The organism is Pseudomonas sp. Z003-0.4C(8344-21) (genome assembly GCF_900104975.1).
Lineage (GTDB): Bacteria > Pseudomonadota > Gammaproteobacteria > Pseudomonadales > Pseudomonadaceae > Aquipseudomonas > Aquipseudomonas granadensis.
On record NZ_LT629756.1, the window covers coordinates 3,479,682 to 3,505,691 of the forward strand.

General features: G+C 57.9%; 28 protein-coding genes. 17 read left to right on the forward strand and 11 right to left on the reverse strand.

Annotated elements, in window-relative coordinates; all coding sequences use genetic code 11:
* Nucleotides 1-63: 63 nt before the first annotated feature.
* The gene (locus tag BLU24_RS15775; protein ID WP_093101773.1) at nucleotides 64-1,002 is read right to left on the reverse strand and encodes a site-specific integrase; all 939 of its coding nucleotides are present in this window, start codon (nucleotides 1,000-1,002) and stop codon (nucleotides 64-66) included.
* A gap of 177 nt (nucleotides 1,003-1,179) precedes the next feature.
* Here BLU24_RS15775 and BLU24_RS15780 point away from each other — a divergent pair, with 177 nt between their 5' ends.
* Entirely contained in the window at nucleotides 1,180-2,187 is a 1,008-nt protein-coding gene (locus BLU24_RS15780) for a DNA-binding protein (protein ID WP_093101774.1), read from the forward strand.
* On the opposite strand, the gene gorA is transcribed toward BLU24_RS15780, so the two are convergent.
* Together gorA and galU are read right to left on the reverse strand one after the other, a co-directional pair.
* Nucleotides 2,184-3,542: a glutathione-disulfide reductase gene (gene gorA, locus BLU24_RS15785; protein ID WP_093101775.1), complete on the reverse strand. Its 1,359-nt coding sequence runs from the start codon at nucleotides 3,540-3,542 to the stop codon at nucleotides 2,184-2,186. The two genes, BLU24_RS15780 and gorA, sit on opposite strands and share 4 nt — an antisense overlap.
* A gap of 128 nt (nucleotides 3,543-3,670) precedes the next feature.
* Nucleotides 3,671-4,510 (reverse strand): UTP--glucose-1-phosphate uridylyltransferase GalU, encoded by an 840-nt coding sequence (gene galU / locus BLU24_RS15790; protein WP_053120371.1) that lies wholly within the window; start codon nucleotides 4,508-4,510, stop codon nucleotides 3,671-3,673.
* A gap of 256 nt (nucleotides 4,511-4,766) precedes the next feature.
* Here galU and BLU24_RS15795 point away from each other — a divergent pair, with 256 nt between their 5' ends.
* Nucleotides 4,767-4,952, forward strand: a complete 186-nt coding sequence (locus tag BLU24_RS15795; protein WP_090283267.1) for a hypothetical protein — start codon at nucleotides 4,767-4,769, stop codon at nucleotides 4,950-4,952.
* A gap of 138 nt (nucleotides 4,953-5,090) precedes the next feature.
* Entirely contained in the window at nucleotides 5,091-5,378 is a 288-nt protein-coding gene (locus BLU24_RS15800; protein ID WP_090283266.1) for a hypothetical protein, read from the forward strand.
* Between the two features lie 3 nt (nucleotides 5,379-5,381).
* On the opposite strand, the gene BLU24_RS15805 is transcribed toward BLU24_RS15800, so the two are convergent.
* Together BLU24_RS15805 and BLU24_RS15810 are read right to left on the reverse strand one after the other, a co-directional pair.
* Nucleotides 5,382-5,612 carry a hypothetical protein gene (locus BLU24_RS15805; protein ID WP_090283265.1) on the reverse strand — a complete coding sequence of 77 codons (231 nt, stop codon included), beginning with the start codon at nucleotides 5,610-5,612 and terminating at the stop codon, nucleotides 5,382-5,384.
* A gap of 71 nt (nucleotides 5,613-5,683) precedes the next feature.
* A complete protein-coding gene (locus BLU24_RS15810) occupies nucleotides 5,684-6,040 on the reverse strand; it encodes a hypothetical protein (protein WP_090283264.1) in 357 nt (118 codons plus the stop codon).
* Between the two features lie 210 nt (nucleotides 6,041-6,250).
* On the opposite strand from BLU24_RS15810, the gene BLU24_RS15815 reads away from it, so the two are divergent.
* The 4 genes from BLU24_RS15815 (at nucleotide 6,251) to ada (ending at nucleotide 8,576) form a co-directional block, all read left to right on the forward strand.
* The gene (locus BLU24_RS15815) at nucleotides 6,251-6,553 is read left to right on the forward strand and encodes a DUF1883 domain-containing protein (RefSeq protein ID WP_007912251.1); all 303 of its coding nucleotides are present in this window, start codon (nucleotides 6,251-6,253) and stop codon (nucleotides 6,551-6,553) included.
* A gap of 30 nt (nucleotides 6,554-6,583) precedes the next feature.
* Nucleotides 6,584-6,748, forward strand: coding sequence for a hypothetical protein (locus BLU24_RS27800; protein WP_093101776.1), 165 nt, complete (start codon nucleotides 6,584-6,586; stop codon nucleotides 6,746-6,748).
* A gap of 8 nt (nucleotides 6,749-6,756) precedes the next feature.
* Complete coding sequence (gene alkB, locus BLU24_RS15825; protein ID WP_093101777.1) at nucleotides 6,757-7,428, forward strand: DNA oxidative demethylase AlkB; 672 nt, start codon at nucleotides 6,757-6,759, stop codon at nucleotides 7,426-7,428.
* A gap of 80 nt (nucleotides 7,429-7,508) precedes the next feature.
* Nucleotides 7,509-8,576 carry a bifunctional DNA-binding transcriptional regulator/O6-methylguanine-DNA methyltransferase Ada gene (gene ada, locus BLU24_RS15830; protein WP_093101778.1) on the forward strand — a complete coding sequence of 356 codons (1,068 nt, stop codon included), beginning with the start codon at nucleotides 7,509-7,511 and terminating at the stop codon, nucleotides 8,574-8,576.
* 19 nt (nucleotides 8,577-8,595) lie between these two features.
* Here ada and acuI read toward each other — a convergent pair whose 3' ends face one another.
* Nucleotides 8,596-9,579: an acrylyl-CoA reductase (NADPH) gene (gene acuI / locus BLU24_RS15835; RefSeq protein WP_093101779.1), complete on the reverse strand. Its 984-nt coding sequence runs from the start codon at nucleotides 9,577-9,579 to the stop codon at nucleotides 8,596-8,598.
* A gap of 260 nt (nucleotides 9,580-9,839) precedes the next feature.
* On the opposite strand from acuI, the gene BLU24_RS15840 reads away from it, so the two are divergent.
* The 8 genes from BLU24_RS15840 to BLU24_RS27805 all read left to right on the forward strand — a co-directional run bounded on the left by BLU24_RS15840 (nucleotide 9,840) and on the right by BLU24_RS27805 (nucleotide 15,786).
* Nucleotides 9,840-10,904, forward strand: a complete 1,065-nt coding sequence (locus BLU24_RS15840; protein WP_093101780.1) for an NAD(P)H-dependent flavin oxidoreductase — start codon at nucleotides 9,840-9,842, stop codon at nucleotides 10,902-10,904.
* 132 nt (nucleotides 10,905-11,036) lie between these two features.
* On the forward strand, nucleotides 11,037-11,804 hold the full coding sequence (gene modA / locus BLU24_RS15845) for a molybdate ABC transporter substrate-binding protein (protein WP_093101781.1): 768 nt from the start codon (nucleotides 11,037-11,039) through the stop codon (nucleotides 11,802-11,804).
* A complete protein-coding gene (gene modB / locus BLU24_RS15850; protein WP_093101782.1) occupies nucleotides 11,805-12,485 on the forward strand; it encodes a molybdate ABC transporter permease subunit in 681 nt (226 codons plus the stop codon). It begins immediately after the preceding gene.
* Between the two features lie 3 nt (nucleotides 12,486-12,488).
* Nucleotides 12,489-13,568, forward strand: coding sequence for a molybdenum ABC transporter ATP-binding protein (modC, locus tag BLU24_RS15855; protein ID WP_093101783.1), 1,080 nt, complete (start codon nucleotides 12,489-12,491; stop codon nucleotides 13,566-13,568).
* 70 nt (nucleotides 13,569-13,638) lie between these two features.
* A complete protein-coding gene (locus tag BLU24_RS15860) occupies nucleotides 13,639-14,676 on the forward strand; it encodes a DNA topoisomerase IB (RefSeq protein WP_093101784.1) in 1,038 nt (345 codons plus the stop codon).
* A gap of 102 nt (nucleotides 14,677-14,778) precedes the next feature.
* Nucleotides 14,779-15,009: a hypothetical protein gene (locus BLU24_RS15865; protein ID WP_093101785.1), complete on the forward strand. Its 231-nt coding sequence runs from the start codon at nucleotides 14,779-14,781 to the stop codon at nucleotides 15,007-15,009.
* A 118-nt stretch (nucleotides 15,010-15,127) separates the two neighbouring features.
* A complete protein-coding gene (locus BLU24_RS15870; protein WP_090283253.1) occupies nucleotides 15,128-15,358 on the forward strand; it encodes a hypothetical protein in 231 nt (76 codons plus the stop codon).
* Nucleotides 15,359-15,627: 269 nt separating this feature from the next.
* Nucleotides 15,628-15,786, forward strand: a complete 159-nt coding sequence (locus BLU24_RS27805; RefSeq protein ID WP_167359894.1) for a hypothetical protein — start codon at nucleotides 15,628-15,630, stop codon at nucleotides 15,784-15,786.
* Nucleotides 15,787-16,872: 1,086 nt separating this feature from the next.
* Here the strand turns inward: BLU24_RS27805 and BLU24_RS15880 are convergent.
* Nucleotides 16,873-18,003: a glycerate kinase gene (locus BLU24_RS15880; protein ID WP_093101786.1), complete on the reverse strand. Its 1,131-nt coding sequence runs from the start codon at nucleotides 18,001-18,003 to the stop codon at nucleotides 16,873-16,875.
* Nucleotides 18,004-18,348: 345 nt separating this feature from the next.
* Here BLU24_RS15880 and eno point away from each other — a divergent pair, with 345 nt between their 5' ends.
* A complete protein-coding gene (gene eno / locus BLU24_RS15885) occupies nucleotides 18,349-19,638 on the forward strand; it encodes a phosphopyruvate hydratase (protein ID WP_093101787.1) in 1,290 nt (429 codons plus the stop codon).
* A gap of 92 nt (nucleotides 19,639-19,730) precedes the next feature.
* Here the strand turns inward: eno and BLU24_RS15890 are convergent, their stop codons facing one another.
* From BLU24_RS15890 to BLU24_RS15900, 3 genes are all read right to left on the reverse strand, one after another.
* Complete coding sequence (locus BLU24_RS15890; RefSeq protein ID WP_093101788.1) at nucleotides 19,731-20,828, reverse strand: sugar diacid recognition domain-containing protein; 1,098 nt, start codon at nucleotides 20,826-20,828, stop codon at nucleotides 19,731-19,733.
* A 137-nt stretch (nucleotides 20,829-20,965) separates the two neighbouring features.
* Nucleotides 20,966-22,321: a dicarboxylate/amino acid:cation symporter gene (locus BLU24_RS15895; RefSeq protein WP_093101789.1), complete on the reverse strand. Its 1,356-nt coding sequence runs from the start codon at nucleotides 22,319-22,321 to the stop codon at nucleotides 20,966-20,968.
* A gap of 93 nt (nucleotides 22,322-22,414) precedes the next feature.
* The gene (locus BLU24_RS15900; protein WP_093101790.1) at nucleotides 22,415-23,470 is read right to left on the reverse strand and encodes a tartrate dehydrogenase; all 1,056 of its coding nucleotides are present in this window, start codon (nucleotides 23,468-23,470) and stop codon (nucleotides 22,415-22,417) included.
* A 398-nt stretch (nucleotides 23,471-23,868) separates the two neighbouring features.
* Here BLU24_RS15900 and BLU24_RS15905 point away from each other — a divergent pair, with 398 nt between their 5' ends.
* Nucleotides 23,869-24,780 (forward strand): LysR family transcriptional regulator, encoded by a 912-nt coding sequence (locus tag BLU24_RS15905; RefSeq protein WP_093101791.1) that lies wholly within the window; start codon nucleotides 23,869-23,871, stop codon nucleotides 24,778-24,780.
* 667 nt (nucleotides 24,781-25,447) lie between these two features.
* Here the strand turns inward: BLU24_RS15905 and BLU24_RS15910 are convergent.
* On the reverse strand, nucleotides 25,448-25,858 hold the full coding sequence (locus tag BLU24_RS15910; RefSeq protein WP_093101792.1) for a VOC family protein: 411 nt from the start codon (nucleotides 25,856-25,858) through the stop codon (nucleotides 25,448-25,450).
* Nucleotides 25,859-26,010 lie beyond the last annotated feature (152 nt).

Genomic DNA, 26,010 nt, shown 5'->3' on the forward strand with positions numbered 1-26,010 from the left:
AAACCTGATGCTGCTGATTTGTTTTCGCTATTAGCTGACTGTATTAATAGAAGAAAACGATCTCTACGCTTGATCCGGCTTATCCATAATCCGAGCCATTCCCTGGAATGGGCTGACTTCAACATAGCGCATCGCCGATTTCATGTCCTTCCAGCCGACGTAACTCATCAGCGACTTCAGGTCCCAACCCGCCTGATGAGCCCAAGTGGCGAAGCCGCGCCGCAACGAGTGACTGGTGTAACCCTCGGCGGCGATCCCGGCACGCTGCAACGCCTGGCGCAGCAACGGGATGATGCTGTTGGCGTGCAGCCCCGCCTCGTTCAGATTGCCCCAGCGATCGATGCTGCGAAACACCGGCCCGCGCACCAGCGCCGCCTCAGTAATCCAGTCGATATAGGCCTGCACCGGACACAGCTTGAGCAGCGCCGGGGCTTGATACGTCTGCCCGAGGTTTTCCCGATCACCCTTGCTGCGCGGCAGATACAAGGTGATGCCTTTGCCGGCGTGCGCTTGAACATGCTCGATCTGCAGGCGGCACAGCTCATCGCTGCGAAAGCCACGCCAGAATCCCAAGAGAATCAACGCACGATCGCGGTACGCCTTGAGCAACGCCGGGCGATCCTGTTGCTCGCGCGCGGTTTGTCCCTCCTGCTCAAGCCAATCGATGACTCGCTGCAAGTCCTGCAACTGCAACGGCTCGGCTTGTTTCTCCTGTGCCGGATGCAACGCGCGAATACCCTTGAAGACCTTGCGCACCACCGGCGCCTTGGTCGGGTCGGCGAAACCCTGACTGTTATGCCACTGCGCCAGCGCCGACAAGCGCAACTTCAAGGTATTGATCGACAGCTCAGAAGCGTGAGCAACCAGATAGCGCGCAACGCTGTCAGCGGTCGCCGGCAGAAACCCGCCCCACTTCACTTCGAAATGCTCGATGGCTGCGCGATAGCTGCGGCGCGTGTTGTCGCGGGTGGCGGCTTGCAGATAGCGATCCAGATCGCTCATGGGCTGTTTTCTCGCTGGCGTACTGGTTTGAAGATGAAGATGTGCATTTTGCTGCATGATATTGGGTAATACCAGAATATCCCGCCTGTAATTTTCGATATATTTCACTTTTATGCCGGCATGGTACACTGCGCTTATCAGTGGCATGTACCACAGTACGTAATCGTAGGAGTTCACATGGCCCGTGGCGGCATTACCAAAGCGCTGGTGCAGATCGCGCGCACCGCAATTCTGGCGCGCGGCGAACACCCGAGCATCGATGCAGTACGCATCGAAATGGGCAACACCGGCTCGAAAACCACAATTCACCGCTATCTGAAAGAGCTGGATGACGGCGCGCAACCGGCTGAAGCCTCCGCTGAGCCGATCGATGACGAGCTGACCGCCCTCGTCTCTCGTCTTGCCCAGCGCCTGAAAGAGCAGGCGCAGGAGCCGATCGAGCAGGCGCGCGAACAGTTCGAGGCGCAGCGTGAAGCACTGGAAGCAGAGCTCGCGCAGACGCGTCAGGCACTGGAGAAGCTCGAGCACGAGCACGACATTCAAAGCGCTGCACTGGAACGCGAATCCGAGGCGTTGAACAGCACACGCTCGATGCTGCAAACCGAGCAGACACGCAACGCCGGGCTCAATCAGGCTTTGGCCGACTTTGAATTGCGCTTGCAGGACAAGGACGAGCAAATCCGCTCGCTGGAAGAAAAGCACCTGCACGCTCGCGACGCACTGGAGCACTACCGCAACGCCAGCAAGGAACAACGCGAGCAGGAACAGAGCCGCCACGAAAGCCAGGTTCAGCAGATTCAGGCCGAGCTGCGTCAGGCGCAACAAAGCGCGCTGATGCGTCAGGACGAGATCACTCAGTTGCACCGCGACAACGAGCGTCTGCTCACCGAGAACCGTGGCACCCAGCGCGAGCTGAGCCTGCTGCAGGATCAGCTCAAGCAAAGCAACTTGCGCCAGGATCAGTTGCTCGAACAAGCCACGCGCGTCGACAGCGAACGCACCCTCCTCCAGGAGCGCCTGCGCGTCGCCTCACTGGAAAGCCAGGCACTCAAGCTGAGCGTCGAGGAGCAAACGCAGCTCAATCAGTCACTGGAAAAGGAATTGACCAAAGTTCAGGCCAGCCTGGAAGACAGCCAGCGTCTGGCGGCTGCCGTTGCGGCAGCGCCAGAACCGAAAGGCGCTTAAGCGCTGACCGGCGTACGCATGGTGACAAACTCTTCGGAGGCCGTCGGGTGCACCCCGATCGTGTCGTCGAAGTCGCGCTTGGTCGCGCCAGCCTTCAATGCGATGGCCAGCCCCTGGACGATTTCGCCGGCATCCGGGCCGACCATGTGGCAACCGAGGACCTTGTCGGTCTTGCCGTCGACGACCAGCTTCATCAGGGTCTTCTCCTGACACTCCGTCAACGTCAGCTTCATCGGCCGGAAGCGGCTTTCGAAAATCACCACCTCATGACCCGCCTCTCGCGCCTGCTCTTCAGTCAAGCCAACCGTGCCGATATTCGGCAGGCTGAACACCGCCGTCGGAATCATCTTGTAATCCACCGGACGGTAATGCTCAGGCTTGAACAGACGCCGCGCCACGGCCATGCCTTCCGCCAGCGCTACCGGCGTCAATTGCACACGACCGATCACATCACCGAGCGCCAGAATCGACGGCTCAGTGGTTTGATACTCGTCATCAACCTTGATGAAACCCTTGTCGTCCAACTGCACACCGGTGTTTTCCAGGCCCAGGTTGTCGAGCATCGGACGACGACCCGTGGCGTAGAACACGCAGTCGGCCTCCAGAACGCGACCGTCCTTGAGGGTGGCCTTCAAGCTGCCGTCAGCTTGCTTGTCGATCCGCGCGATGTCGGCATTGAACTGCAGGTCCATGCCGCGCTTGCTCAGTTCTTCGTGCAGATGCTTGCGCACCGCGCCATCGAACCCGCGCAGGAACAGATCACCGCGATACAACAGCGTGGTGTTCGCACCGAGACCATGGAAAATCCCCGCGAACTCGACTGCGATGTAACCGCCACCAACGACCAGTACGCGCTTGGGTAGCTCTTTGAGGAAAAACGCCTCATTGGAGCCAATGGCATGTTCGCTACCAGGAATTTCAGGAATCTGTGGCCAGCCGCCGGTAGCGATCAGAATATTTTTAGCAGTGAAGCGCTCACCCTTCACTTCGACCTCATGTGGGCCGACAATTTTTGCGTGCGCTTCGTGCAACGTTACGCCGCTGTTGACCAGCAGATTGCGATAAATGCCGTTGAGGCGATTGATCTCGCGATCCTTGTTGGCAATCAACGTCGCCCAGTCGAAATTCGCTTCACCCAGGCTCCAGCCGAACCCCGACGCCTGCTCGAAGTCTTCGGCGAAGTGCGCGCCGTATACCAACAGCTTTTTCGGCACGCAGCCAACGTTGACGCAGGTGCCGCCCAGATAACGGCTCTCGGCCACCGCCACTTTCGCACCGAAACCGGCGGCAAAACGCGCAGCGCGCACACCGCCGGAACCGGCGCCAATCACATAAAGATCAAAATCGTAGGCCATTTCTATCTCCTAGGCAGGCGCTCAGCATACCCGCAGGCGCTGATTGGGCAAGCGTTGCCGCTGATATGGGGGCGCAAAACGAAAAAACCCGCCGAAGCGGGTTTTTCCTGCAGACCAGTCAAGCGCTCTTAGTAAGCCTTGCCGGTCTTGTAGAAGTTCTCGAAGCAGAAGTTGGTCGCTTCGATATAGCCTTCGGCGCCACCGCAGTCGAAACGCTTGCCTTTGAACTTGTAAGCCATCACGCAGCCGTTCTGGGCCTGCTTCATCAGGGCGTCGGTGATCTGGATTTCGCCACCCTTGCCTGGCTCGGTCTGCTCGATCAGATCGAAGATGTCCGGCGTCAGGATGTAGCGACCGATGATCGCCAGGTTCGACGGCGCGTCTTCCGGCTTTGGCTTCTCGACCATGCTGTGTACGCGGTAGATGTCGTCGCGGATCATTTCGCCAGCGATGACACCGTACTTGCTGGTTTCCTGCGGGTCGACTTCCTGGATGGCGATGATCGAGCAGCGGAACTGCTTGTACAGCTTGACCATCTGGGTCAGCACGCCGTCGCCGTCGAGGTTCACGCACAGGTCATCCGCCAGCACCACGGCGAACGGTTCGTCACCGATCAGTGGGCGACCGGTCAGGATCGCGTGACCCAGGCCTTTCATTTCGGTTTGACGGGTGTACGAGAACGAGCACTCGTCGAGCAGCTTGCGGATACCGACCAGGTATTTCTCTTTGTCGGTGCCTTTGATCTGGTTTTCCAGCTCGTAACTGATGTCGAAGTGGTCTTCCAGAGCACGTTTGCCACGACCGGTCACGATGGAGATTTCCGTCAGACCAGCGTCCAGCGCTTCTTCAACGCCGTACTGGATCAGTGGCTTGTTTACCACCGGCAGCATTTCTTTAGGCATGGCTTTAGTCGCTGGCAGGAAGCGAGTACCGTAACCGGCTGCTGGGAACAAGCATTTCTTGATCATATAAGTCCTTGAAAAGGCTGTGTGTACGAGTTTCGGCGCAGTCTAATCAGGCGGCGTGCACCTTACAATGCCCCGCACTGGCTAACCGATGCCAAGATAGAGAAATATTCGTGCCGATAGTTCCATCCAGATTTTCAGCGGCGTATTCAGCGTAGCTCAAGAACCGGACGAGCCGGATCACCATACCCTGATCGGCCCCCAATGTGCGCATTTGCCGGTATCATGGCGACTTTGAACCAGCGAACGAGACAGATAGATGGCTGCGGTAAAAATCGTCAACGGGTATGTGATCGACAAGAAAGACGGCAAGTGGACGCTGACCACCACCAATGGCGAGCACATCGCCGGGCCTTTCGACAGCGAACAAATGGCCACCGATGTGGCGGCTGTGTTCACCGACACGCCAGCATCGGCCAAGCGCCGCGGCAAGGATCAGGACTGATCGGCCGAGCCACAACCCTCAAGCCCTGCCATCGCGCAGGGCTTTTTCATGCCTGCGGACAAACAAGTGGCCAATCGCTATAACCTTTTCGACGCAGCGCTGTCAGAGCGTCTAGCCCCCCTTGCTGAAGACCTGAACATGACCCTGAAAAACCTGCTTTCCATCATCGCAGTATTGACCCTGGCCGGATGCGCCACCTCGCGCCCTGCCTATCTGAACAACGGCGAACAAGGCTTGGCGATCGATTGCTCCGGCGAAGCCAACTCTTGGGCAATGTGCTACGAAAAGGCCGATGCATCTTGCGCCGGCACCGGTTACCGCATCGTCGGTACAGACGGAACGCCCGCCCCCACAGAGGATGACAAGACCTTGGGGGTGGATGTCGGCAACTACAAAAACCGCAGCGTCATCGTGGTCTGCAAATAGTCGCTACATATGAATTTCGGCGAATTTGATCCCGAGTCCACGCACGACTTCGATCAAATCGTCGAGACGGCTGAACGACTCGACTTCGTCGTTTTCGTCCACCAGAAAATAGCTGCGACCGGCGCTTTTCTTGAAAAACACGATCCATTCGCCCGGATTGGCCGGGTTCTGGATGACATGGGTGGCAGAGATAAGGCCCTCTGCATGGCGCTCCCTAACGTGCTCTCGCTTCATCGCGACTCCAGAAATGACAATGCCGTCACAGCATCACTGCGACGGCATCGGTGCTGACGACGACAAGTCTATCAGCCGGAAATACAGGCATTGGCGGCTTTTTGCACATCATGCGGACGCACTGGCACATTCGACATGCGCTCGTGCAATTTGATGCTGCTGCCGCCGGAGCGGTCTTCAATATCGAAGACCGCTGCCGGACCGGTGGAAAGTTTGCCCGGCACGATCACTCGCACGCCTTCCTTGTGCGGCTGCACTTGCAGCGCGCCGCGGCTGTCGGCCAGCTTTTCGGCCAGACACTCGGCATATTCCTGGGGCTTCTTGCCGGAGATTACGCTCATGGTCGGCAGCGTTTCATTGATCTCGGAAACGTTCGCACAACCACCGACAGCCAATATCAACGGCAGACACACCACACCCCACTTCATACAAAACCTCCGTTAAAGACCGTCCGACAGCACAAACGCTGTTTTTCTCCGACGCCTTTTGCATTTAACCCGCATCCGATTGCGAATATCTGTTCAAAATTGTCAAACCGATGCCCGACGGCCAGATAATAACCCGTGCGGGCTGATAAACTGCGCTCATCGACAAGCTATCGTTTTGATTTTGTAGCAAAAGCCCTTCTGGAGGCGCCCATGAAATTCATTCACCAGCGCGAACACCTCAACGAAGACGACATCGTCGTCATCCAGTGCTCGCAAATGTGCAACATCCGTCTGATGAACGACGCCAACTTCCGCAGCTTCAAAAATGGCGGCCGTCACACTTATCACGGCGGCGCCTTCGATACGTTCCCGGCCCGCATCACCGCGCCTAGCACCGGCTTCTGGAACATCACCATCGACACCGTCAACCGCCGCGCCATCAGCGTGACGCGCAAGCCGACGCTGACCCATTCGATCAAGATCATTCGTCGCTCCAGCACCAAGCTCAGCTGATAAACGCTTACCAGAAGAGGAAACATCACCGTGGCGCAAACGACCAAATACGTCATCAAGTACAAGCTCGACGGCGAGCAACGTTTCGAGTTCGCTGAGCTTGAAAGCGGCACTGAAGAGGAAGCAGAAGCGGCGCTAAAAGAAATGCACGTCACCGGAAAAGTCAGTGACATCAAGGTCAGCAAAGCGCTGTAATCGACACCATGCAACCGTCCAACTTTGACCTGTTCGCCGACCACGAACCCGTCCAGCAAGCCCGGGCCGAGCAGATCGGCGAGCAATCGTGGGTGTTGCGCGGGTTTGCCTTGTCACAGATTGATCGGCTGCTGTCGGAGCTGGACACGGTGCTTGCGGCCGCCCCGCTCCGCCATATGGTTACCCCCGGCGGCTTCAGCATGTCGGTCGGCACCAGCAGTTGCGGCCGTCTGGGCTGGGTCACCGATCGCCGAGGTTATCGCTATTCAAACGTGGATCCGCTCAGCGGATTGCCGTGGCCTGCGTTACCTGCGGTGTTTGCCGATCTGGCGCGCGCCGCCGCAGAGCAAGCCGGGTTCGCTGACTTTGCGGCCGATTCCTGCCTGATCAACCAATATGTCCCCGGCGCGAAAATGTCATTGCATCAGGACAAGGACGAAAAAGCCTATGCCGCGCCGATCGTTTCGTTGTCGCTGGGTTTACCGGTGATGTTTCTGTTCGGCGGCTTCGAACGCAGCGACAAATGCCAGCGAATTCCGCTGCTGCATGGCGACATGGTGATCTGGGGCGGCGTTGATCGCTTGCGTTTCCACGGCGTGTTGCCGATCAAGCCGGGCTATCATCCGCGCTTGGGCGAACGACGCATGAATCTCACCTTTCGCGTCGCCGGCAGCGCGTGAAAGTTTGACCGCAAGGCCCGGAGTGTCGAGGCAATCGACGCCAGTTAACCTGAATCAAACAGGTCAACGGATTACCCCCTATGGACACGCTAGCCAACACCATCAGCATCGAAACCGATCCGCGCTGGGCCGCTGTGGTGGCCCGCGACCCGAAAGCGGACGGGCAATTCGTCTATGCAGTAAAGACCACGGGTGTCTATTGCCGGCCAAGCAGCCTCTCGCGCCTGCCAAAACCGCACAACGTCGAGTTTTTCGATACGGCTGAGCAGGCCGAGGCCGCAGGCTACCGAGCCAGCAGACGCGCCGGCAAGGATCACAGCGACGTTGCCGCACAGCACGCAGCGACTGTCGCCAACGCCTGCCGTCATATCGAGGCCGCCGAGACATTGCCGGCGCTCAGCGAACTGGCGCAGACCGCTGGCCTGAGCCCATTTCATTTCCACCGCATCTTTAAAGCCGCAACCGGATTGACGCCCAAGGGCTACGCCGCCGCCCACCGCTCGCGCAAGCTGCGTCAACACCTGGCAAACGCTGGGTCGGTGACGGAGGCGCTATATGACGCGGGATTCAATTCCAATAGCCGCTTCTATGAGTCAGCCAATCAATTGCTCGGGATGAAACCTGGCGATTACCGCGCTGCCGGCAAGAATAACGATATCCGCTTCGCCGTCGGCCAATGCTCGCTCGGGGCGATTCTGGTCGCGCAAAGTGATCGCGGAGTGTGTGCGATTCTGTTGGGTGACGATCCGCATCGTCTGGTTTGTGATTTGCAGGATCAGTTTCGCCTGGCCAACCTGATCGGCGCCGATGCCGGGTTCGAGCAACTGATCGCCCAGGTCGTGGGGTTTGTCGAGGCGCCAGCGATCGGCCTGGACTTGCCGCTTGATGTGCGCGGCACTGCGTTTCAGGAGCGCGTATGGCAAGCGCTGCGGGAAATCCCGCCGGGGCAGACGGCCAGTTACGCGCAAATCGCTCAACGCATCGGCGCGCCAACGTCGATGCGCGCCGTGGCTCAGGCTTGCGGGGCCAACCGTCTGGCGGTGGCGATCCCGTGCCACCGCGTGGTGCGCAGCGATGGCAACCTCTCAGGCTATCGCTGGGGCGTTGAGCGCAAACGGCAATTGCTCGAGCGGGAAACCCAGCCTTAGCGCCTGGCGCTCGTTCAGCTCAGCGATTGACGTCAACCACAACGCGACCGCGCAGTTGCCCGGCCAGCAACTGCGGCGCCGCGTCGAGGACTTCATTCAAGCCGATCTCACGACTGATCAAGGCCAGCAGCGAGAAATCCAGATCCTTGGCCAGCCGCTCCCACGCGTGCACTCGCCGCGCTTTCGGCTGGGTCACGCTGTTGATGCCGGCAAGCGTCACGCCGCGCAAAATGAACGGCGCCACGGATGCCGGGAAGTCCATCCCTTGCGCCAGACCACAGGCCGCGACAGTGCCTTCGGCGCGAGTGCTGGCGCAAGCATTGGCCAAAGTGTGACTGCCGACGGAATCGATCACGGCGGCCCAGCGTTCCTTGGCCAACGGCTTGCCCGGTTCGGACAGTGTCGCGCGGTCGATGATTTCGCTGGCGCCCAATCGCTGCAGGTATTCATGCTCCGACACTCGCCCGGTGGACGCCACCACGCGATAACCGAGTTTGCTCAGCAGCGCGATCGCGAAGCTGCCGACACCACCATTGGCGCCGGTGACCAGCACCTCACCCTGGGCTGGTGTCACACCATTGCGTTCGAGCGCCAGAATGCACAGCATCGCGGTGTAACCGGCCGTCCCGACAGCCATGGCCTGCGCCGGTGTAAAAGCCTCGGGCAAAGGAATCAGCAAGTCACCATTGAGCCTGGCTTTCTGCGCCAGACCGCCCCAGTGATTTTCGCCAACGCCCCAGCCATTGAGCAGTACCTGGTCGCCGACCTGGTAATCCGGATGGGAGCTGTGTTCCACGGTGCCGGCCAGATCGATCCCTGGCACCATCGGAAACTTGCGCACCACCGGGCTGCTGCCGGTAATCGCCAGCCCATCCTTGAAGTTCAGCGTGCTGTAGGCGACAGCTACCGTAACGTCCCCTTCAGGCAATTGCGCTTCGTCGAGTTGCTGCAGATTGGCGCGGTAACTGCTGTCGTCTTTGTCGATCACAATGGCGTTGAACATGACTGCCTCGCATGACTGTTTTCAGAATGTCGTGTCGTGGAATAGCACATCGAAACACATTGCCACATTCGACCATGGGCCAAACAGCGAATCTGCCTCAGGAGAAGGCGCAGCTGCGCACGCAGGACAAGTGGCGGACTCTTTCGGCGCCGAAAAACTGCACGGGTTGTTCTCAATTTCGGACTGGCTCGAAACGCGCTTTTGCTGTTACAAACCGCTTCTGCCATCCCTGCCCGCTTCCTCGTTCGGAGAACAGCTTCATGAGCCAATGGCCAGACACTCGCATCGTTGATTTGCTCGGCATCGAATTACCCATCATTCAGGGGCCGATGGCCGGCGCGACGAATGCGTCCATGGTGATCGCCGTATGCAACGCGGGTGGATTGGGATCGATGCCAGCGGCGATGCTGAGCATCGAGCAATTGCGCGAAGAACTGAAGACCATTCGCCAGAACACGACCAGGCCATTCAATGTCAATTTCTTCTGTCATCAGCCTCCAGTCACCGATGAACAGCGCGCACGCGAATGGAAAAACCTGCTTGAGCCGTACTACCGCGAACTGGGCGTTGATTTCGACGCACCGACGCCGGTGTCCAACCGTGCGCCTTTCGATGCGGTGGCCTGCGAAGTGCTGGAAGAGTTCCGGCCCGAGGTGGTGAGTTTCCATTTCGGCCTGCCGGAAAAATCCCTGCTGGAGCGGGTCAAGGCTACCGGAGCGAAGATCCTCTCGTCGGCAACCACGGTCGATGAAGCGGTCTGGCTGGAACAGCACGGCTGCGATGCGATCATCGCCATGGGCTATGAGGCCGGCGGCCATCGGGGCATGTTCCTGAGTGATGACCTGAGCAGTCAGGTGGGTACGTTTGCCCTGGTCCCACAGGTGGTCGATGCGGTAAAAATCCCGGTGATTGCCGCAGGGGCCATTGCCGATGCGCGCGGCGTGGCGGCGGCATTCATGCTCGGCGCCTCGGCCGTACAAGTCGGCACCGCTTATCTGTTTACGACCGAAGCAAAAATCAGCGCCAGTCACCACAAGGCGCTGCGCACCGCCAAGGAAAGCGAAACCGCAATCACCAATCTTTTTACCGGCCGGCCGGCGCGGGGCATTCTCAACCGGGTGATGCGCGAACTCGGCCCGATGTCGGCTCAAGCCCCGGCGTTCCCCCTGGCTGGCGGGGCATTGATGCCTTTGCGCGCGGTGAAAGAGGAACAGTTCGCGAACCTATGGGCCGGTCAGGCGTTCACGCTGGGCAAGGATACAGACAGTGCTGAACTGACCCGGCAGTTAGCCGAAGGCGCACTGGCGAAACTCAAGCATCGTTGACGTGGCACAGAACATTTCCTGTTTGGCCTGCTTTCGCTATATATTTCCGTATATAGCGAAAGCACACTTGCCGCGAAGCAGCCCTCACCTGACAGTGCTGCCCGGCGTACACGCCAACCACGGAGCTGTTGCATGATCCTGCATGCCTCACGATTTGCCCCTGCCTGCCTGGCATCTCTGATCGCTGTATTCGCCAGCAATGGCGCTTTGGCCGATGAAGTACAAGTGGCAGTGGCCGCGAATTTCACCGCGCCGATCCAGGCCATCGCCGCCGGCTTCGCAAAAGACACCGGGCATACACTGGTTGCAGCCTACGGCGCCACCGGCCAGTTCTATACGCAAATCAAGAACGGCGCGCCGTTCGAAGTGTTCCTGGCCGCTGACGATACCACCCCGGAAAAACTTGAAAAGGAAGGCGACACTGTCAAAGGTTCGCGCTTCACTTATGCGATCGGCACCTTGGCGCTGTGGTCGGCGAAAGAAGGTTACGTCGATGATGCGGGCGGAGTTTTGCAGAAAAACCAGTACCAGCATCTGTCCATCGCTAATCCGAAAGCTGCACCCTACGGCTTGGCGGCGACCCAGGTACTGGCCAAACTCAAACTGACCGAGGCTACCCAAGCCAAGCTGGTTGAGGGACAAAACATCACACAGGCTTATCAATTCGTTTCGACCGGCAACGCCGAACTGGGTTTTGTCGCCCTGTCGCAGATCTACAAGGACGGTAAAGTCAGCAGCGGTTCGGCGTGGATCGTACCGGCCGACATGCATGATCCGATCAAACAGGACGCCGTGATTCTGAACAAAGGCAAAGACAATCCTGCCGCCAAGGCACTGGTCGAATACCTCAAAGGCCCGCAAGCCGCTGCGGTGATCAAGTCTTACGGTTATCAACTGTAAATGGCACTGACCAGTGCCGATTTCGCCGCGATCTGGCTGACCCTGAAACTGGCGTCCGTCACCACGGCAATTCTTCTGGTGGTCGGCACACCGATTGCCCTGTGGTTGTCGCGCACCCGCTCCTGGTTGCGTGGCCCGATTGGGGCGATCGTCGCCCTGCCCCTGGTTCTGCCGCCCACCGTCATCGGTTTTTACCTGTTGCTGCTGATGGGCCCGAACGGCTTTCTCGGCCAATTCACCCAATGGCTGGGTCTGGGCACGCTGACCTTCAGCTTTACGGGGCTGGTGATTGGGTCGGTGATCTATTCCATGCCGTTCGTGGTGCAACCATTGCAGAACGCGTTTTCCGCCATTGGCCAGCGCCCGCTGGAAGTCGCCGCCACCCTGCGCGCCGGTCCCTGGGATACGTTCTTCAGCGTGATGGTGCCGCTGGCTCGACCTGGTTTTATCACCGCAGCGATCCTCGGCTTTGCGCATACGGTCGGTGAGTTCGGCGTAGTGCTGATGATCGGCGGCAACATCCCCGACAAGACCCGTGTGGTTTCCGTGCAGATCTATGACCACGTCGAAGCCCTCGAATACGCCCAGGCCCACTGGCTGGCCGGGGCAATGCTGATATTTTCGTTTGTGGTATTGCTGGCGCTGTACTCCAGCCGCAAGACCCGCGCGGGCTGGAGCTGAGTGATGATCAATGCTCGTTTGAAAACCGTCTGGCCGGGCTTCCGTCTCGATGTCGACTTGCATGTGCCGGGCCGCGGCGTGACCGCGCTTTATGGACCTTCGGGCTCTGGCAAGACCTCTTGCCTGCGTTGTATCGCCGGACTCGAACGCGCCGGGCAAGGCTTTGTTGAGGTCAACGGCGAGGTCTGGCAGGACAGCGACAACGGCATTTTCGTCCCGCCGCACAAGCGAGCAATCGGCTATGTATTCCAGGAAGCGAGCCTGTTTGCGCATCTGTCGGTCATGGCCAATTTGCAGTTCGGCCTCAAACGTATTGCCAAATCACAGCGTCAGGTCGATATAACGCAAGCCACCGAACTGCTGGGCATCGCGCATCTGCTGAATCGCCATCCAGAGCATTTGTCCGGCGGTGAGCGACAGCGTGTCGGCATCGCCCGCGCGTTGCTCACCAGTCCGAAATTGTTGCTGATGGACGAACCGCTGGCCGCACTCGACAGCCAGCGCAAAAACGAAATTGTGCCTTACTTGCAGCGCCTGCATGACGAACTGGACATTCCGGTGCTGTATGTCAGCCATGCCCAGGACGAAGTGGCGCGACTGGCCGATCACCTGGTGTTGCTCAGCGAGGGCAAGGTGTTGGCCAGCGGCCCGATCGGCGAAACCCTCGCACGGCTGGACTTGCCGATGGCAATGGGCGATGACGCCGGGGTGATCATCGAAGGCCAGGTCAGCGCTTACGATGCGCAGTATCAATTACTGAGCCTGCAACTGCCGGCTACCGAAATGAGCATTCGCGTCACGCATGCACCGATGAGTATCGGCCAGACGCTGCGCTGCAAGGTGCATGCGCGGGACATCAGCCTGGCGCTGCATGACAGCGAATCCAGCAGCATTCTCAATCGATTGCCAGTTACGGTAGTGGGCGAGCAAGCAGCCGACAACGCCGCTCACGTACTGATTCGTCTCGATGCAGGCGGAACGCCGTTGCTCGCACGGATCACGCGCTATTCCAGAGACCAATTGTGTGTGCACCCGGGCCAGCGGTTGTGGGCGCAGATCAAAGCGGTCGCGGTGCTTGCCTGAATCATTTGGCACGACGGCAACGGCGTGCGGTCAATGATTTTACTGACCGCTGCCACCCAAGGACCTTGCCATGCCCGACACCGAGCTGACTGCTGCACTGCCATCCGACCTGCATTACGTCGATGACTCCCAGCCCGGTATCACTCGCAAGAAACTGCGCGGCAAGTTCTGCTACTTCTCACCGTCGGGACAACGCATCACCGACCCGGATGAAATCAAACGGATCAACGCCCTCGCCGTCCCTCCGGCGTACACCGATGTGTGGATCTGCCCGGACCCGTGCGGTCATCTGCAAGCCACTGGCCGCGATGCGCGCGGCCGCAAGCAGTATCGTTACCATGCACGCTGGCGTGAGGTGCGCGATGCCGACAAGTATTCCCGGCTGCGCGATTTCGGTCTGGCGCTACCAAAGCTGCGCAAGCAATTGGAAGCGCTGCTGGCGGCGCCCGGCTTCAGTCGCGACAAGGTCATGGCAACCGTCATCACTTTGCTCGACGCTACGCTGATTCGGGTCGGCAACACGCAATATGCCCGCGATAACCGTTCTTACGGTCTGACCACCCTGCGCAGCCGCCACGTCGAGGTCAACGGCAGCGCGATCCTGTTCCAGTTTCGTGGCAAGAGCGGCATCGAACACCAGATCACCGTCAAGGACCGACGCCTGGCACGCATCATCAAGCGCTGCCTGGAGATCCCCGGGCAGAACCTGTTTCAATATCTGGACGAAAACGGCGAACGCCACTCCGTCACCTCGTCAGACGTTAACGCCTACTTGAAAACCCTCACTGGCGCCGATTTCACCGCCAAGGATTACCGCACCTGGGCCGGCAGCGCTTTGGCGCTGTCGACATTGCGTGAGTTGCAATGGGAGTCCGAGGCCGAGGCAAAACGGCACGTGGTGGAGATGGTGAAAAACGTCGCCAAGCAACTGGGGAACACCCCGGCGGTGTGCCGCAAGTGCTACATCCATCCCGGCGTGGTGGAAAAATTCATGCTCGGCGCCCTTGCCGAACTGCCGAAACCGCGCGTGCGCAAAGGCTTGCGCACCGAGGAAGTGGCTCTGGCGATGTTTCTTGAACAGATGATTGAGGTGGCGGACGCCAGTTGATGGCTGACTTGAGCGGGCAGCCGACGCGCTGAACTGTGTATTTTTTGCGCAATCGCTACAGGCTTCTATAGTTGTTGTGACACGAATCAGTGCGGTGGCGCCATGGAAGACATTTTCGTCGTGCAGCGTTGCACCAAAATCATCATCCACGGCCGTCGCGCCGGGGACAGTCAGCAAGATCCCGCTGAAGCGCAAAGCTGGTTTCGAATCCGCGACACGCGCACAGGCGGCTTCATCGGCGATGGCTACGACAAAGAAGACGACGCGGAAAATGAATGCCAGCGGCTGAACGCAGCCAGCGCCCCGTCAGTTGCCCGCCGGCCCTGCGCCTGATATCGATCAAAAGCGGGTCTATACTCAAACCAGCTGAGGGAGCAGCACCCCCACGGCATGAGGCTCGCCAGCGCGGGCTTTTTGCTGCCATTCAGCTTAGATAGAACGGAGGTGTTCCATGTCCGAAAAAGAGTCCATCACCACCCTCCTCACCCTTCTCGACGCCCGCCAGGCTCGACTTGCGGCGGCCTGCAAGGAAATCGCCGACTGGGTCGATCATCAAGGCGGTCACCCCACCGCCCTGCGCATCCGCGACCGGCTCAACGACATCGAAAAGGATGCTCCGCTGATTCGCAATACGCTGTCAGCGTTGAAACCTATCGATCGGCCATTGCCCCGGTTCAGATGACCGCGATTGAACAAGCGGACGCGAGGTTTGCTGCACGAGCGGTGACGCTGCAGTCACCGCCAGTTCGCTTGCGCGTGATGATTATTTTTCCTTCCTGATCGGTTCCCTGCCGGTCAAAAGCCAGTATCGCTTTTTACTCCGCCAGCCCCCTACGCGAGTTTCCCGTAGCACAGTCCGGCTGGAAAAAGATGAACATACGTTCACCGCAAACACCGTCGAAAGCGTCTAGCCTGCGGGTTCCAACATAGTGACTACAGGAGTAACCCACCATGTTCTCGCACGAAAGCATTGCGCTGATCACGCTTTTTTCAATCCTGGTTGTGGGCGCGCTTGCGGCCGTTCTGCATCCGCTACATGCACTCGCGAGCTGGATGCGCAGGCGCAGGGTAAAGTCCACTCGACTCAGCAAAGAGATGAATTCGCGCTGAACCTGGTAACTGCAAAGCAAAAAAAGGGCTCGCACGAGATATCTCATGCAAGCCCTTCATATTCATGGTGCCCGAAGCCGGAATCGAACCGGCACGCCCTTACGAGCGGGGGATTTTAAGTCCATAATCTTTTTCTTTTAAATCATTCGCTTAGGGACATGATTTTTCCGCATCGCACACATTTCTTATCCGTTCCAAGACAGCAAAATCAGCACCTCAAAATAAATTGCGGAAAGAAACCGGGCTGTAGAGAGGCCTGGCCGTCACCGTGCGCCGGTCGACTGGATCTCCGATCAGTTGAACCATACTCATGGAAAGATGATCAGTCAGCAGTACGGAGCGTGGATCAAGGATGACGGACCGGACGTGGTAGATAGGCTACAGATTGACATGAATCTATCACTGGTAACTGTCGCCTCATCTAGCTAGGCAGAAAGGATCGGTGGACCCAGCTCACAGGGGCCAGGTTTCCGAGGTGGCAAGAAAGGGTGTCCACGCCTGGGCTAGGTGTAGGGGCCAATTGAACATAGGCAGGAATTCCACCTGTCAGTCTTCAAGGGCCGCTATCGGCCAAAACCAGTCATTCGTGAGTGGCCCCTTTCGAACCATTGCAGCCTCTCAGGCTCCGCAAAGGTCGGCAAAAGCGGCACATAACCAGGAATCGCTTTGGGGCTGATACTCGAACTGTAGGAATGGGGCCGAACGATGAGCGACCCGAGATGTGGTTCGTCATCAGCGCCTTCGCACGACCGTAAAAAAGTAGAAATGGTGTGAGCTCACCTCAAGCGCATCCTGGCGTTGGATCACTACAAACCACACAGCATGAGGCGTGAGCGATGAGTTTACACAGGCCGCCGCAGGTGCAGAAACTGCAACGGCTGACTTAATTGCATCTAAGGCCGTAGACACAGGATAGGCGCACATGCACTAGCAATTAACCTGAAACTAATCCGTTAAAAAGCAGCAAAGATCACCGCAGGACTGAGAAACCTTTCAATGTGGCGAGTAGGTGCCCCGCAGGTGGTAGTAACTGAGCTCAGGCGTGGGACGGTTCACCCCTCTCAGTTGCCTGCAGGCCGCGAATAGCTATTTAAGCCGCCAGAGACGAGCAATATCCCGCGCCCGTTCGCGCAATAGTCGAGGTGCTTGCTGGCACGCATCGGCGAGGCTCATGGGGCCTGACACCAATGCGAAAGCAGCGTTGACGCCGTGTTCATACAGCGCCTCGTAGCGCTCACCGAGCGTGCCGGCAAGAATCACTACAGGTACGCCTTGCTCACGGGCAATACGCGCTACCCCCATGGGGGTTTTGCCGCGCAACGTTTGACCGTCACAACGGCCTTCGCCGGTGATGACTAGGTCTGCACCCTTGATCTTATCGGCAAGCCCGACCAATTTTGCCACCACTTCTACGCCCGGTCGAAAACCGGCCCCCAGGAACGCTTTCGCGGCAAACCCCATGCCTCCGGCTGCCCCGGCGCCCGGAATGTCGCGAACATCCTGCGCAAGCACGACAGCGCAACAATCGGCAAAATGGGTCAATGCCTGATCCAGCTGTTCGATCTGCTCGCTGCTTGCCCCCTTCTGCCGACCAAAGGTAAATGAAGCGCCGTGGGCACCGCACAAGGGGTTATCGACATCAGCCGCCACTTCGAAACGGGTACTATGCAGACGGGGATCCATCTCACTCAAATCGATACTACACAATCCAGAAAGAGCCAAGCCACCTGGCGTCAGCTCCCTTCCACCTTCATCTTGGAAGCGCGCGCCCAAGGCATTGAGCATACCCGCACCGCCGTCGTTGGTCGCGCTACCACCGATGGTCAAGATGATTGTTTCGGCCCCGGCATTCAGAGCATCAAGGATCAGTTGCCCAGTGCCATAGCTGGAGCTGAGACATGCGTCACGTTGCTCCAAGGCCACCAGTTGCAGGCCGCTCGCCTCGGCCATTTCAATGACCGCGGTTCGCGTCTGCGCAAGCCATCCCCAACGGGCGCTGACCCCGACACCCAAAGGCCCTCTAACCTCGGCGTGACGACACTCACCGTGCAGGGCCGCCAGAATCGCCTCCATGGTTCCCTCGCCGCCATCGGCCATCGGGCATTGCACCAATTCAGCGTTAGGCAGCACCTCAGCCAGCCCCAGCGCAATGGCTTGTGCAACGCCATCGGCGCTTAGGCTGTCCTTGAATGAATCAGGTGCTATGACGACTTTCATGAGCGCTCTCCGGCGATAGGTGATGCCTCATGCTGACATCAGCGAACCGCTTAGGCTCCAGCTCCAGGCACAAGCAAAGGCAAGCGCTTTTGTTCGCGCGCCTAAAGGATTCGCCCGAATCTCGGCGTAGGCTTGGTCAGGTAATAGTTGTCCCTCAATATCAAAAAGAGTGACGTCCAATGATTTCGAAGCAGCACCCAGCCGTACAAATGCCGACTCCCCGAGAGTCCATGACTGATTGGCCACGGGATTTCGACGTCCGTGCCTTACGAGCAGAGCAGCAAGAACTGCTCGAAAACGCCAACCAACCGCGCCCTGCAAGCACCACTCAATCGGAGACCCTCCATGACGCCTGAAACCTCTGCCATTGCGCACATTCACGCTCGCGAGATACTCGATTCACGCGGCAACCCGACGATAGAAGCCAGCGTGACACTGGCCAACGGTGTGACCGGTTCCGCCAGTGTGCCCTCTGGCGCATCGACGGGTTCGAGAGAAGCGCTGGAGCTTCGCGATGGTGAGGCTCGCTACCTGGGCAAGGGCGTACTGCGCGCCGTGGAAAACGTCAAGGGCGTGATCAGCGCACGGGTCAAAGGGCTTAGCGCTTTGGACCAGAAGACCGTCGATGAGGCCATGATCAAACTGGACGGCACAGATTCCAAAAGCGCCTTGGGCGCCAATGCGACGCTAGCCGTATCGCTGGCCACCGCACGGGCTGGCGCACAGCATCAGGGCCTGGAGCTGTACGAACACCTGGCCTCCCTGTACGGTCAACCTGGACGGTACGCCTTGCCGATACCGATGATGAACATCATTAACGGCGGCGAACATGCCGATAATAATGTGGACATTCAGGAGTTTATGATTCAGCCGGTTTCAGCCTCATCGTTTCGCGAGGCACTGCGCATGGGTGCCGAGATCTTTCACTCCTTGAAAGCCGTTTTGCGCGTTCAAGGCCTGAGTACCTCGGTCGGCGACGAAGGCGGATTTGCCCCTTCGCTGCCCTCCAACGAAGCCGCTTTGTTGGTCATCCAAGAAGCCGTGGAGCGAGCAGGCTATGTGCTGGGACAGGACGTTACTCTAGCGCTCGACTGCGCAGCCTCCGAATTCTTCGAGGACGGTTTCTACCATCTGCAGGGTGAAGATCGTCGATTCGACTCCGAAGACTTTTCCCGTTACTTGAGCTCACTCTGTGAGCGCTACCCCATCACTTCTATCGAAGACGGCATGGACGAAAGTGACTGGGACGGCTGGAAAAAACTGACCGCCCAGCTTGGCGAACATGTGCAACTGGTAGGCGACGATCTGTTCGTCACCAACACGCGCATCCTCAAGGAAGGGATAGATCGAGGGATTGCCAACTCGGTGCTGATCAAATACAACCAGATCGGCACCTTGACCGAAACCCTGGCCGCCATTCGCATGGCTCAAGCGGCGGGCTACAAAGCGGTCATCTCACACCGCTCCGGGGAAACGGAGGATACCTTCATTGCCGACCTCGCCGTCGCCACGCGGGCCGGACAGATCAAGACCGGATCGTTGTGCCGGTCGGACCGAGTGAGCAAATACAATCGTCTACTGCGAATAGAAGAAGCATTGGGCGCCTTCGCGGTTTACGGCGCAGGTACTCGCTAAACCTATGCCGAGTGCTGATATCGGCGAACCGTTTAGCCTCCAACCTCAGGCGCTGATGCAAGTCTGCGCCTGTTTACGCTGAACATCGAGGCTCAACCGTCAGACATCAGTTGCACACCCAGGTACAAAACAACCACGTCATCTAGCTTGTTCAAATCCATTTCGGTGATCTCTGAAATCCTATCCATCCGATAACGCAGGGTGTTTCGATGCAAGCCTAGGGCATCTGCACAGGTTTGGATTTGCCCACTGTGCTCACACCAGCTTCGCAACGTTTGCATCAACTGACCATTGCTGTCCTTGGCACGCACCTTGTTGACGACGGCCAGTAGTTCCTCGACCACATACTCTTCTCGATGAGCCCATAACATTGCCGGCAGACGCAAGCGCGTCAGCAGCAAAAGCCGCTGCGTCTTCAAAACGGCACGACCATAGGCCGCTAGCGCCGTCACATGCGCGCAGACTTTGCGTAGCCGCTCCATGCCCTGGACAGGCACTCCGATGGCCACACGAACAGGCGTCCAGCCTTGGCTCTGCATTTTTTGCAGGTACTTGTGAGGATCGACCCCGCTGACGGCGGGGCAGCACCACAGGACCGTATTAGGCGACGGACTCAGACACCAACTGTCCGGAACCCGCCCCAGCAACCATTCACTCACCATCGCTGCGACCTGGTTAGACGCGAACTCAATCAAAAGTGGCGTGCGCGTGAGCTGGTGTTTGAGCCCTAGCTGCTGCGCTTCGTCCAACAAGCGAGGAGAGTTTCCCGCATCCCCCAAGAGCAAGGCCAGCAAGTCGTCGCTGCGCTGCTTGCGCCATTGCGACTGCACTTCGCGGTGCCGTTGCGAAACTAGCATTTCAGCGGTCATGCGCAGCAATTCTGCGTAAGTACGCAGCGTATGCGGATCGCCGGTAAGGCCCAGCACGCCAATCAAGCGTTCATCGTGCATGAGGGGCACATTGATACCTGGCTGGACCCCTTTGAGGCAGGGAGACGACTGCACATCGATTTCCACCACGCGCTGGTTCGCCAGAACTAGCTGGGCACCCTCATGACGGGTGTTTATCCGCTCGGGCTCGCCACTGCCCATAATCAAGCCCTGGCAGTCCATCACATTGACATTGAAAGGAAGGATGAGCATTGCTCGATCGACGATGTCCTGCGCAAGCACATGATCCAACTCAAACATTGTTTTTACCTTTGAAAATGACTCGTCACGCAACCGGCGCAGCTATCTGATTTCAAATTGAAGGTCACCTAAAAAGAAAACGTCGACTCCGGGAAGGAGCCGACGTTGAGCCAGCCCAAACTTCTGATTGCAGAAGCTTAGACCTTCAAAGCAGGCGCCAGGCCCACCTGTTGAGAGCCGTTGCTATGAGCGTCATGGGACGCGGATTGGCTGGCGACAGGGGGCGTCACTTCATCAGGCTCCGGCTGACCGTTGAGTGCACGATTCATCTTCGCCGTATCCAGTGCTCCTACCCACTTGGCAATCGCCATGGTGCCGACGCCGTTGCCAATGGTGTTGGTGATGGCACGCGCTTCAGACATGAAACGGTCGACACCCAACAACAGCACCATGCCAGCGACCGGAATGGTTCCCAGCGAAGCCAGGGTGGCCGCCAGAATGATAAAACCCGAACCTGTCACCCCGGCCGATCCCTTGGAGGTGAACATCAGCACGGCCAGCACGATCAATTGGTCCATCAAGGTCAATGGTGTGTTGGTGGCCTGGGCAATGAAGATGGCTGCAATGGTGTAGTAGATCGCCTGCCCATCCGGGTTGAACGTCAGGCTCGCCGGAATCACCATGCCAGCAACCGGCTTGGAAACCCCTGCCTTCTCCATCTTGGAAATCATCTGCGGTAGTACCGACTCCGATGAACTGGTGCCCAGCACAGTGAACAACTCTTCCTTAATAAACCGCAGGAACTTCCACAGGCTGAAACCACTCATGCGGCAGATGGGACCGAGCACGAAGATCACAAACACGATGCAGGTGAGGTAGACACAGGCCATCAGCTTGCCCAGCGAGAACAGCGAGCCGAAGCCGTATTTGCCGATGGTGAAGGCAATCGCGCCGAATGCGCCAATGGGGGCCAAGCGCATGATCATGTTGACCATTCGGAACATGCCCTGCATCAGGCTATCAAGCGTGTCGACGAAGAATTTTGCGCGGGGGCCAACCTGTGCCAGGGCGACGCCCAGCAGCACCGAGAACAATAGGATCTGCAGTACATTGCCTTTGGCAAAGGCATCGACAATGGTGTTCGGGATGATGTTCATCACGAAATCCATGAACGTCGTGTGCTTCGCTGCGGTGGTATAGGTATCCAGGCTTGAAGCGTCCAGCGTCGCGACGTCGATGTTCATGCCTGCGCCGGGCTTGAACACGTCCACCACCACCAGACCAACCACCAGTGCTAGGGTCGACACCACCTCGAAGTAGATCAGTGCGCGCATACCGACACGCCCTAACTCCTTCATGTTTTCCATCTTGGCGATGCCCGTTACCACCGTGAGGAAAATCACCGGTGCAAGGAGCATCTTGATCAGTTTGATGAACGCGTCGCCCAAGGGCTTCAGTGCTTCACCGGTTTCAGGAACCGCTACACCCACGATGGCACCGAGGATCACGGCTAGCAAAACTTGAACGTAGAGCTTTCCCAGAATTTTTTTCATGACGGGGCCCTGATTTTTTATTGTTGTCAGGAAATGCCAAGGGCTGGATCAATGACCCCTCCCTTGGCGGTATGCCGTAGTTATTACTATGAATTAGCGGCCAATCAGCTTGATTACAGCGTCGGTGATCTGCCGAGTGGTCGCTGTACCGCCTAAATCAGGCGTGTGCAAACCGCTTTCGGTAACAGCTTCGATGGCGGACATCAGTTCCTTGGCGGCCGCAGCCTCGCCCAGATGCTCGAGCATCATGGCCGCAGTCCAGAAGGTTGCGATCGGGTTGGCGACGCCTTTACCGGTGATGTCGAAGGCGGAACCGTGGATCGGCTCGAACATCGACGGGAACTGGCGCGAAGGATTTAGATTGGCAGTCGGTGCAATACCCAGGCTACCTGACAAGGCGGCGGCGAGGTCGGAAAGGATATCGGCGTGCAGGTTGGTCGCCACGATCACATCCAGAGTGGATGGCTTAAGCACCATGCGTGTGGTAACGGCATCGACCAGTTCTTTGTCGATCTTCACATCAGGGAAGTCCTTGGCCACCTCGTAGAAGATCTCATCCCACAACACCATGCCATGGCGCTGGGCGTTGGACTTAGTGACCATAGTCAAGTGCTTGCGCGGACGGCTCTGGGCCAACTGGAAAGCAAAACGGTGGATACGCTCAACACCGGCACGGGTGAACACAGAGACTTCAGTGGCCACTTCTTCTGGCAAGCCACGGTGTACGCGTCCGCCGTTGCCCGAGTACTCACCTTCAGAGTTTTCACGCACCACGACCCAGTCGATCTGATCACCATTGTGCAGCGGGCTTTTAACGCCAGGAAGCACGCGGGCAGGACGTACGTTTGCGTACTGGTCAAAGCCTTGGCAAATAGGCAGACGCAGTCCCCACAAAGAAATGTGGTCAGGAACGTTCAGCGCACCTACGGCACCGAAGAAAATCGCATCGAAAGTCTTGAGTTCTTCCAGGCCACCTTCCGGAATGTAGTAGCCATTTTTCAAGTAGTTATCCGAGTTCCAGTCGAAGTCCTTGAAGGTAATTTCAAAGCCGACTTTCTTGGACAGCGCCTTGAGGACTTCAACCCCGGCAGCAATAACTTCAATGCCGATACCGTCTCCAGGAACCGAAGCAATTTTGTACGCATTCATTTGGGAACACCTTTGTAAGTTTTGTTTTGCCCGTCAAACGGAGTCGTTCGATCAGGGTGTGTTCCGAGTATAAGTATTGAATCGGAAGGCGTGAGTTACTTTAAATCACTACATAATTTACTTTAGGTTATGAATCCTTCGCCTTTTTTGAGCCGTAAACCACTCGAGACCAAGCCTTCAGGTAAACAACCGGGCCGTGCGGATTTGAAAAGGTGATTACGGTTCAAGGTGGCTCGCCCCCGAAGCAAGCGCAGCACTGACGGAAACCAGAGCACCTTCACCTAAAGCTCCTGCTTTTGCAGGTTGAAAATGCTATTCAGACAAGCCATGGGCAGGATATATGTATTGATGATGCTTCAATCAAACTTATACGCCCCATACACGACTTTGAGCGATGAATGAGCCAGACCTTAGACCTGTCGTTTTTTTACCTGCTGGCCAACCAAGGCAGCCTTGCCGCCACGGCTCGCGAGCTGGGGGTCACCCCTCCGGCAGTGAGCAAACGTCTATCGGCGCTGGAAGCCAGGCTGGGCATTCGTTTAATCAATCGCACCACCCGCTCAATGAGCCTGACCACAGAGGGTGAGCTTTACTTCTCCCACGCGGCGCGAATCCTGACGCAGATCCATGAGGTCGAGCAGATGGTCAGCAGCAGTCGGGCAACTCCCAAAGGGTTGATTCGGGTCAACGCATCGCTCGGCTTTGGTCGCCGCTATATCGGGCCGGCGTTGGCGGCCTTTTACAGCCGGTATCCTGAGGTTGAAATACAACTGGAGATCAGCGACCACCCACTGGATCTCACGACCCATGGGTTTGACCTGAGCATCCGTTTCGGCACACTGCCAGATGCAGCATTCCATGCTCGCAAAATCGCATCCAACCGTCGGTTGCTCTGTGCCTCTCCCCTCTACCTGCAGAAGCACGGCACACCTGAGCGACTGGCAGATTTGCAGCAGCACAACTGCATTTTCATCAGGCAAAACGAGACGCCTTATGGCGTATGGAGTTTCGCAGCAGGGAGCCGTACTCAAAACATCAAAGTGCATGGCGCCCTGGGTTGCAACGACGGCGAGGTGGCTTTGAATTGGGCGTTGGAGGGTTACGGCATTCTGATGCGAGCAGAGTGGGACATCGCCCGATATGTCCGAAGCGGCCGCTTGCAGTTGATCCTTGAAGATCAGACGCCTACCCGCGCGGATGTCTATGCAGTTTACCCGCAGCAACTGCAGCTATCTGCACGGGTTCGCACCCTGATCGACTTTCTGGTCGAGCGCTTTGCTCATATCGACCATTTGAGCGAAGCCGAATGAGCTCATTGACTTACAATCCGATGGACCGCAAACAGCGCAAGCAAAGCGCCACGGGGCCAGACTAATGCCAGAGGCATGTAAAACTTGCCGGAATACGTGATCTTGGAAGGGGCATGATTCACTGCCGCTCAGCGGCTTGCCTCAGCTTTCGGCAGAGGAACTGCCCACAGGGGTCAATTAAGGAGCCGAAGTGATCGGGTTCCTCTTCCCCGCGTGCAGCCAGTTCAATATCGCTACCAACGGGACGGTGCCGCAGCAGGAATTTCGCGTCGTACAGTATCTCCCCGGTAGCAGTTTAACTCTTGTTGTTTTTGTCGCCCCGACAGGGGATGTCGTGTAGAAGTCAAGCATCGAATGCCCCCAGCCTCGATTGGAGGCTAGCTCATCATAGTGCGGCCACGACTGTCAGCTTTTGGCCGGAAGCTGGCGGTCACGAGCGGCAGCTAACGGCCAGGAGCAGCCACAGCAACAGGCCAGAGGAGGAGCCTCATTACAGCCGTGCCACGAGACATCTTGAGTTGGCGCTGCTATCGGTTATAAGAATTGCTCCATAGCTAAACAGGAACACATTCAATTCTGGGAAAACCTCCATTGGCTAACAGCTCGATGCGGTTGAAAAGCTGACGAAGAATGCCACCTGACAGATACCTAATGAGAGCCCAGGCACCTAAGGCGTCAGTTGGCAAACACACTCCAGATTAACTCCGTCAGGGCCCAGTACATAGGCTGCGTAATAATCGGAGTGGTACTGAGGCCTGATGCCTGGTGCGCCATTGTCCTGTCCGCCAACGGCGATGGCAGCCGCATGGAATGCGTCGACGGCCCCATGACTCTGCGCCATCAGCGCGATATGAGCCCCGTAGCTGGGAACTGGTGCATCGTGCAGCCACAGGAACGGCTTGCCTGCGGAGCCGAACCCAAGTCTGCGAGGCGTCGAATGCGGATGGTCCGTCTCGATGCTCATTAGCAATGTGATCCCTAACGGCTCGAGCGACCGCTCGTAAAAGGCGCGAGCGCGCAAAATGTCCGAGACACCAATGCCCACATGATCGATTACTGATCCAGCAAACTTACTCATTTGGTAACTCCTTGCATCCCCGATTCACTCGGCAGGATGGTTGCACTCGTCAGCTATAAGCGAATGATATTCCCGTTGCGGATTGCCCGTTAAGGCATTGTCGTCGTTCAGCGGAAGGTAAGCATTTGGCGAGACGACCGATCCATGGGCGT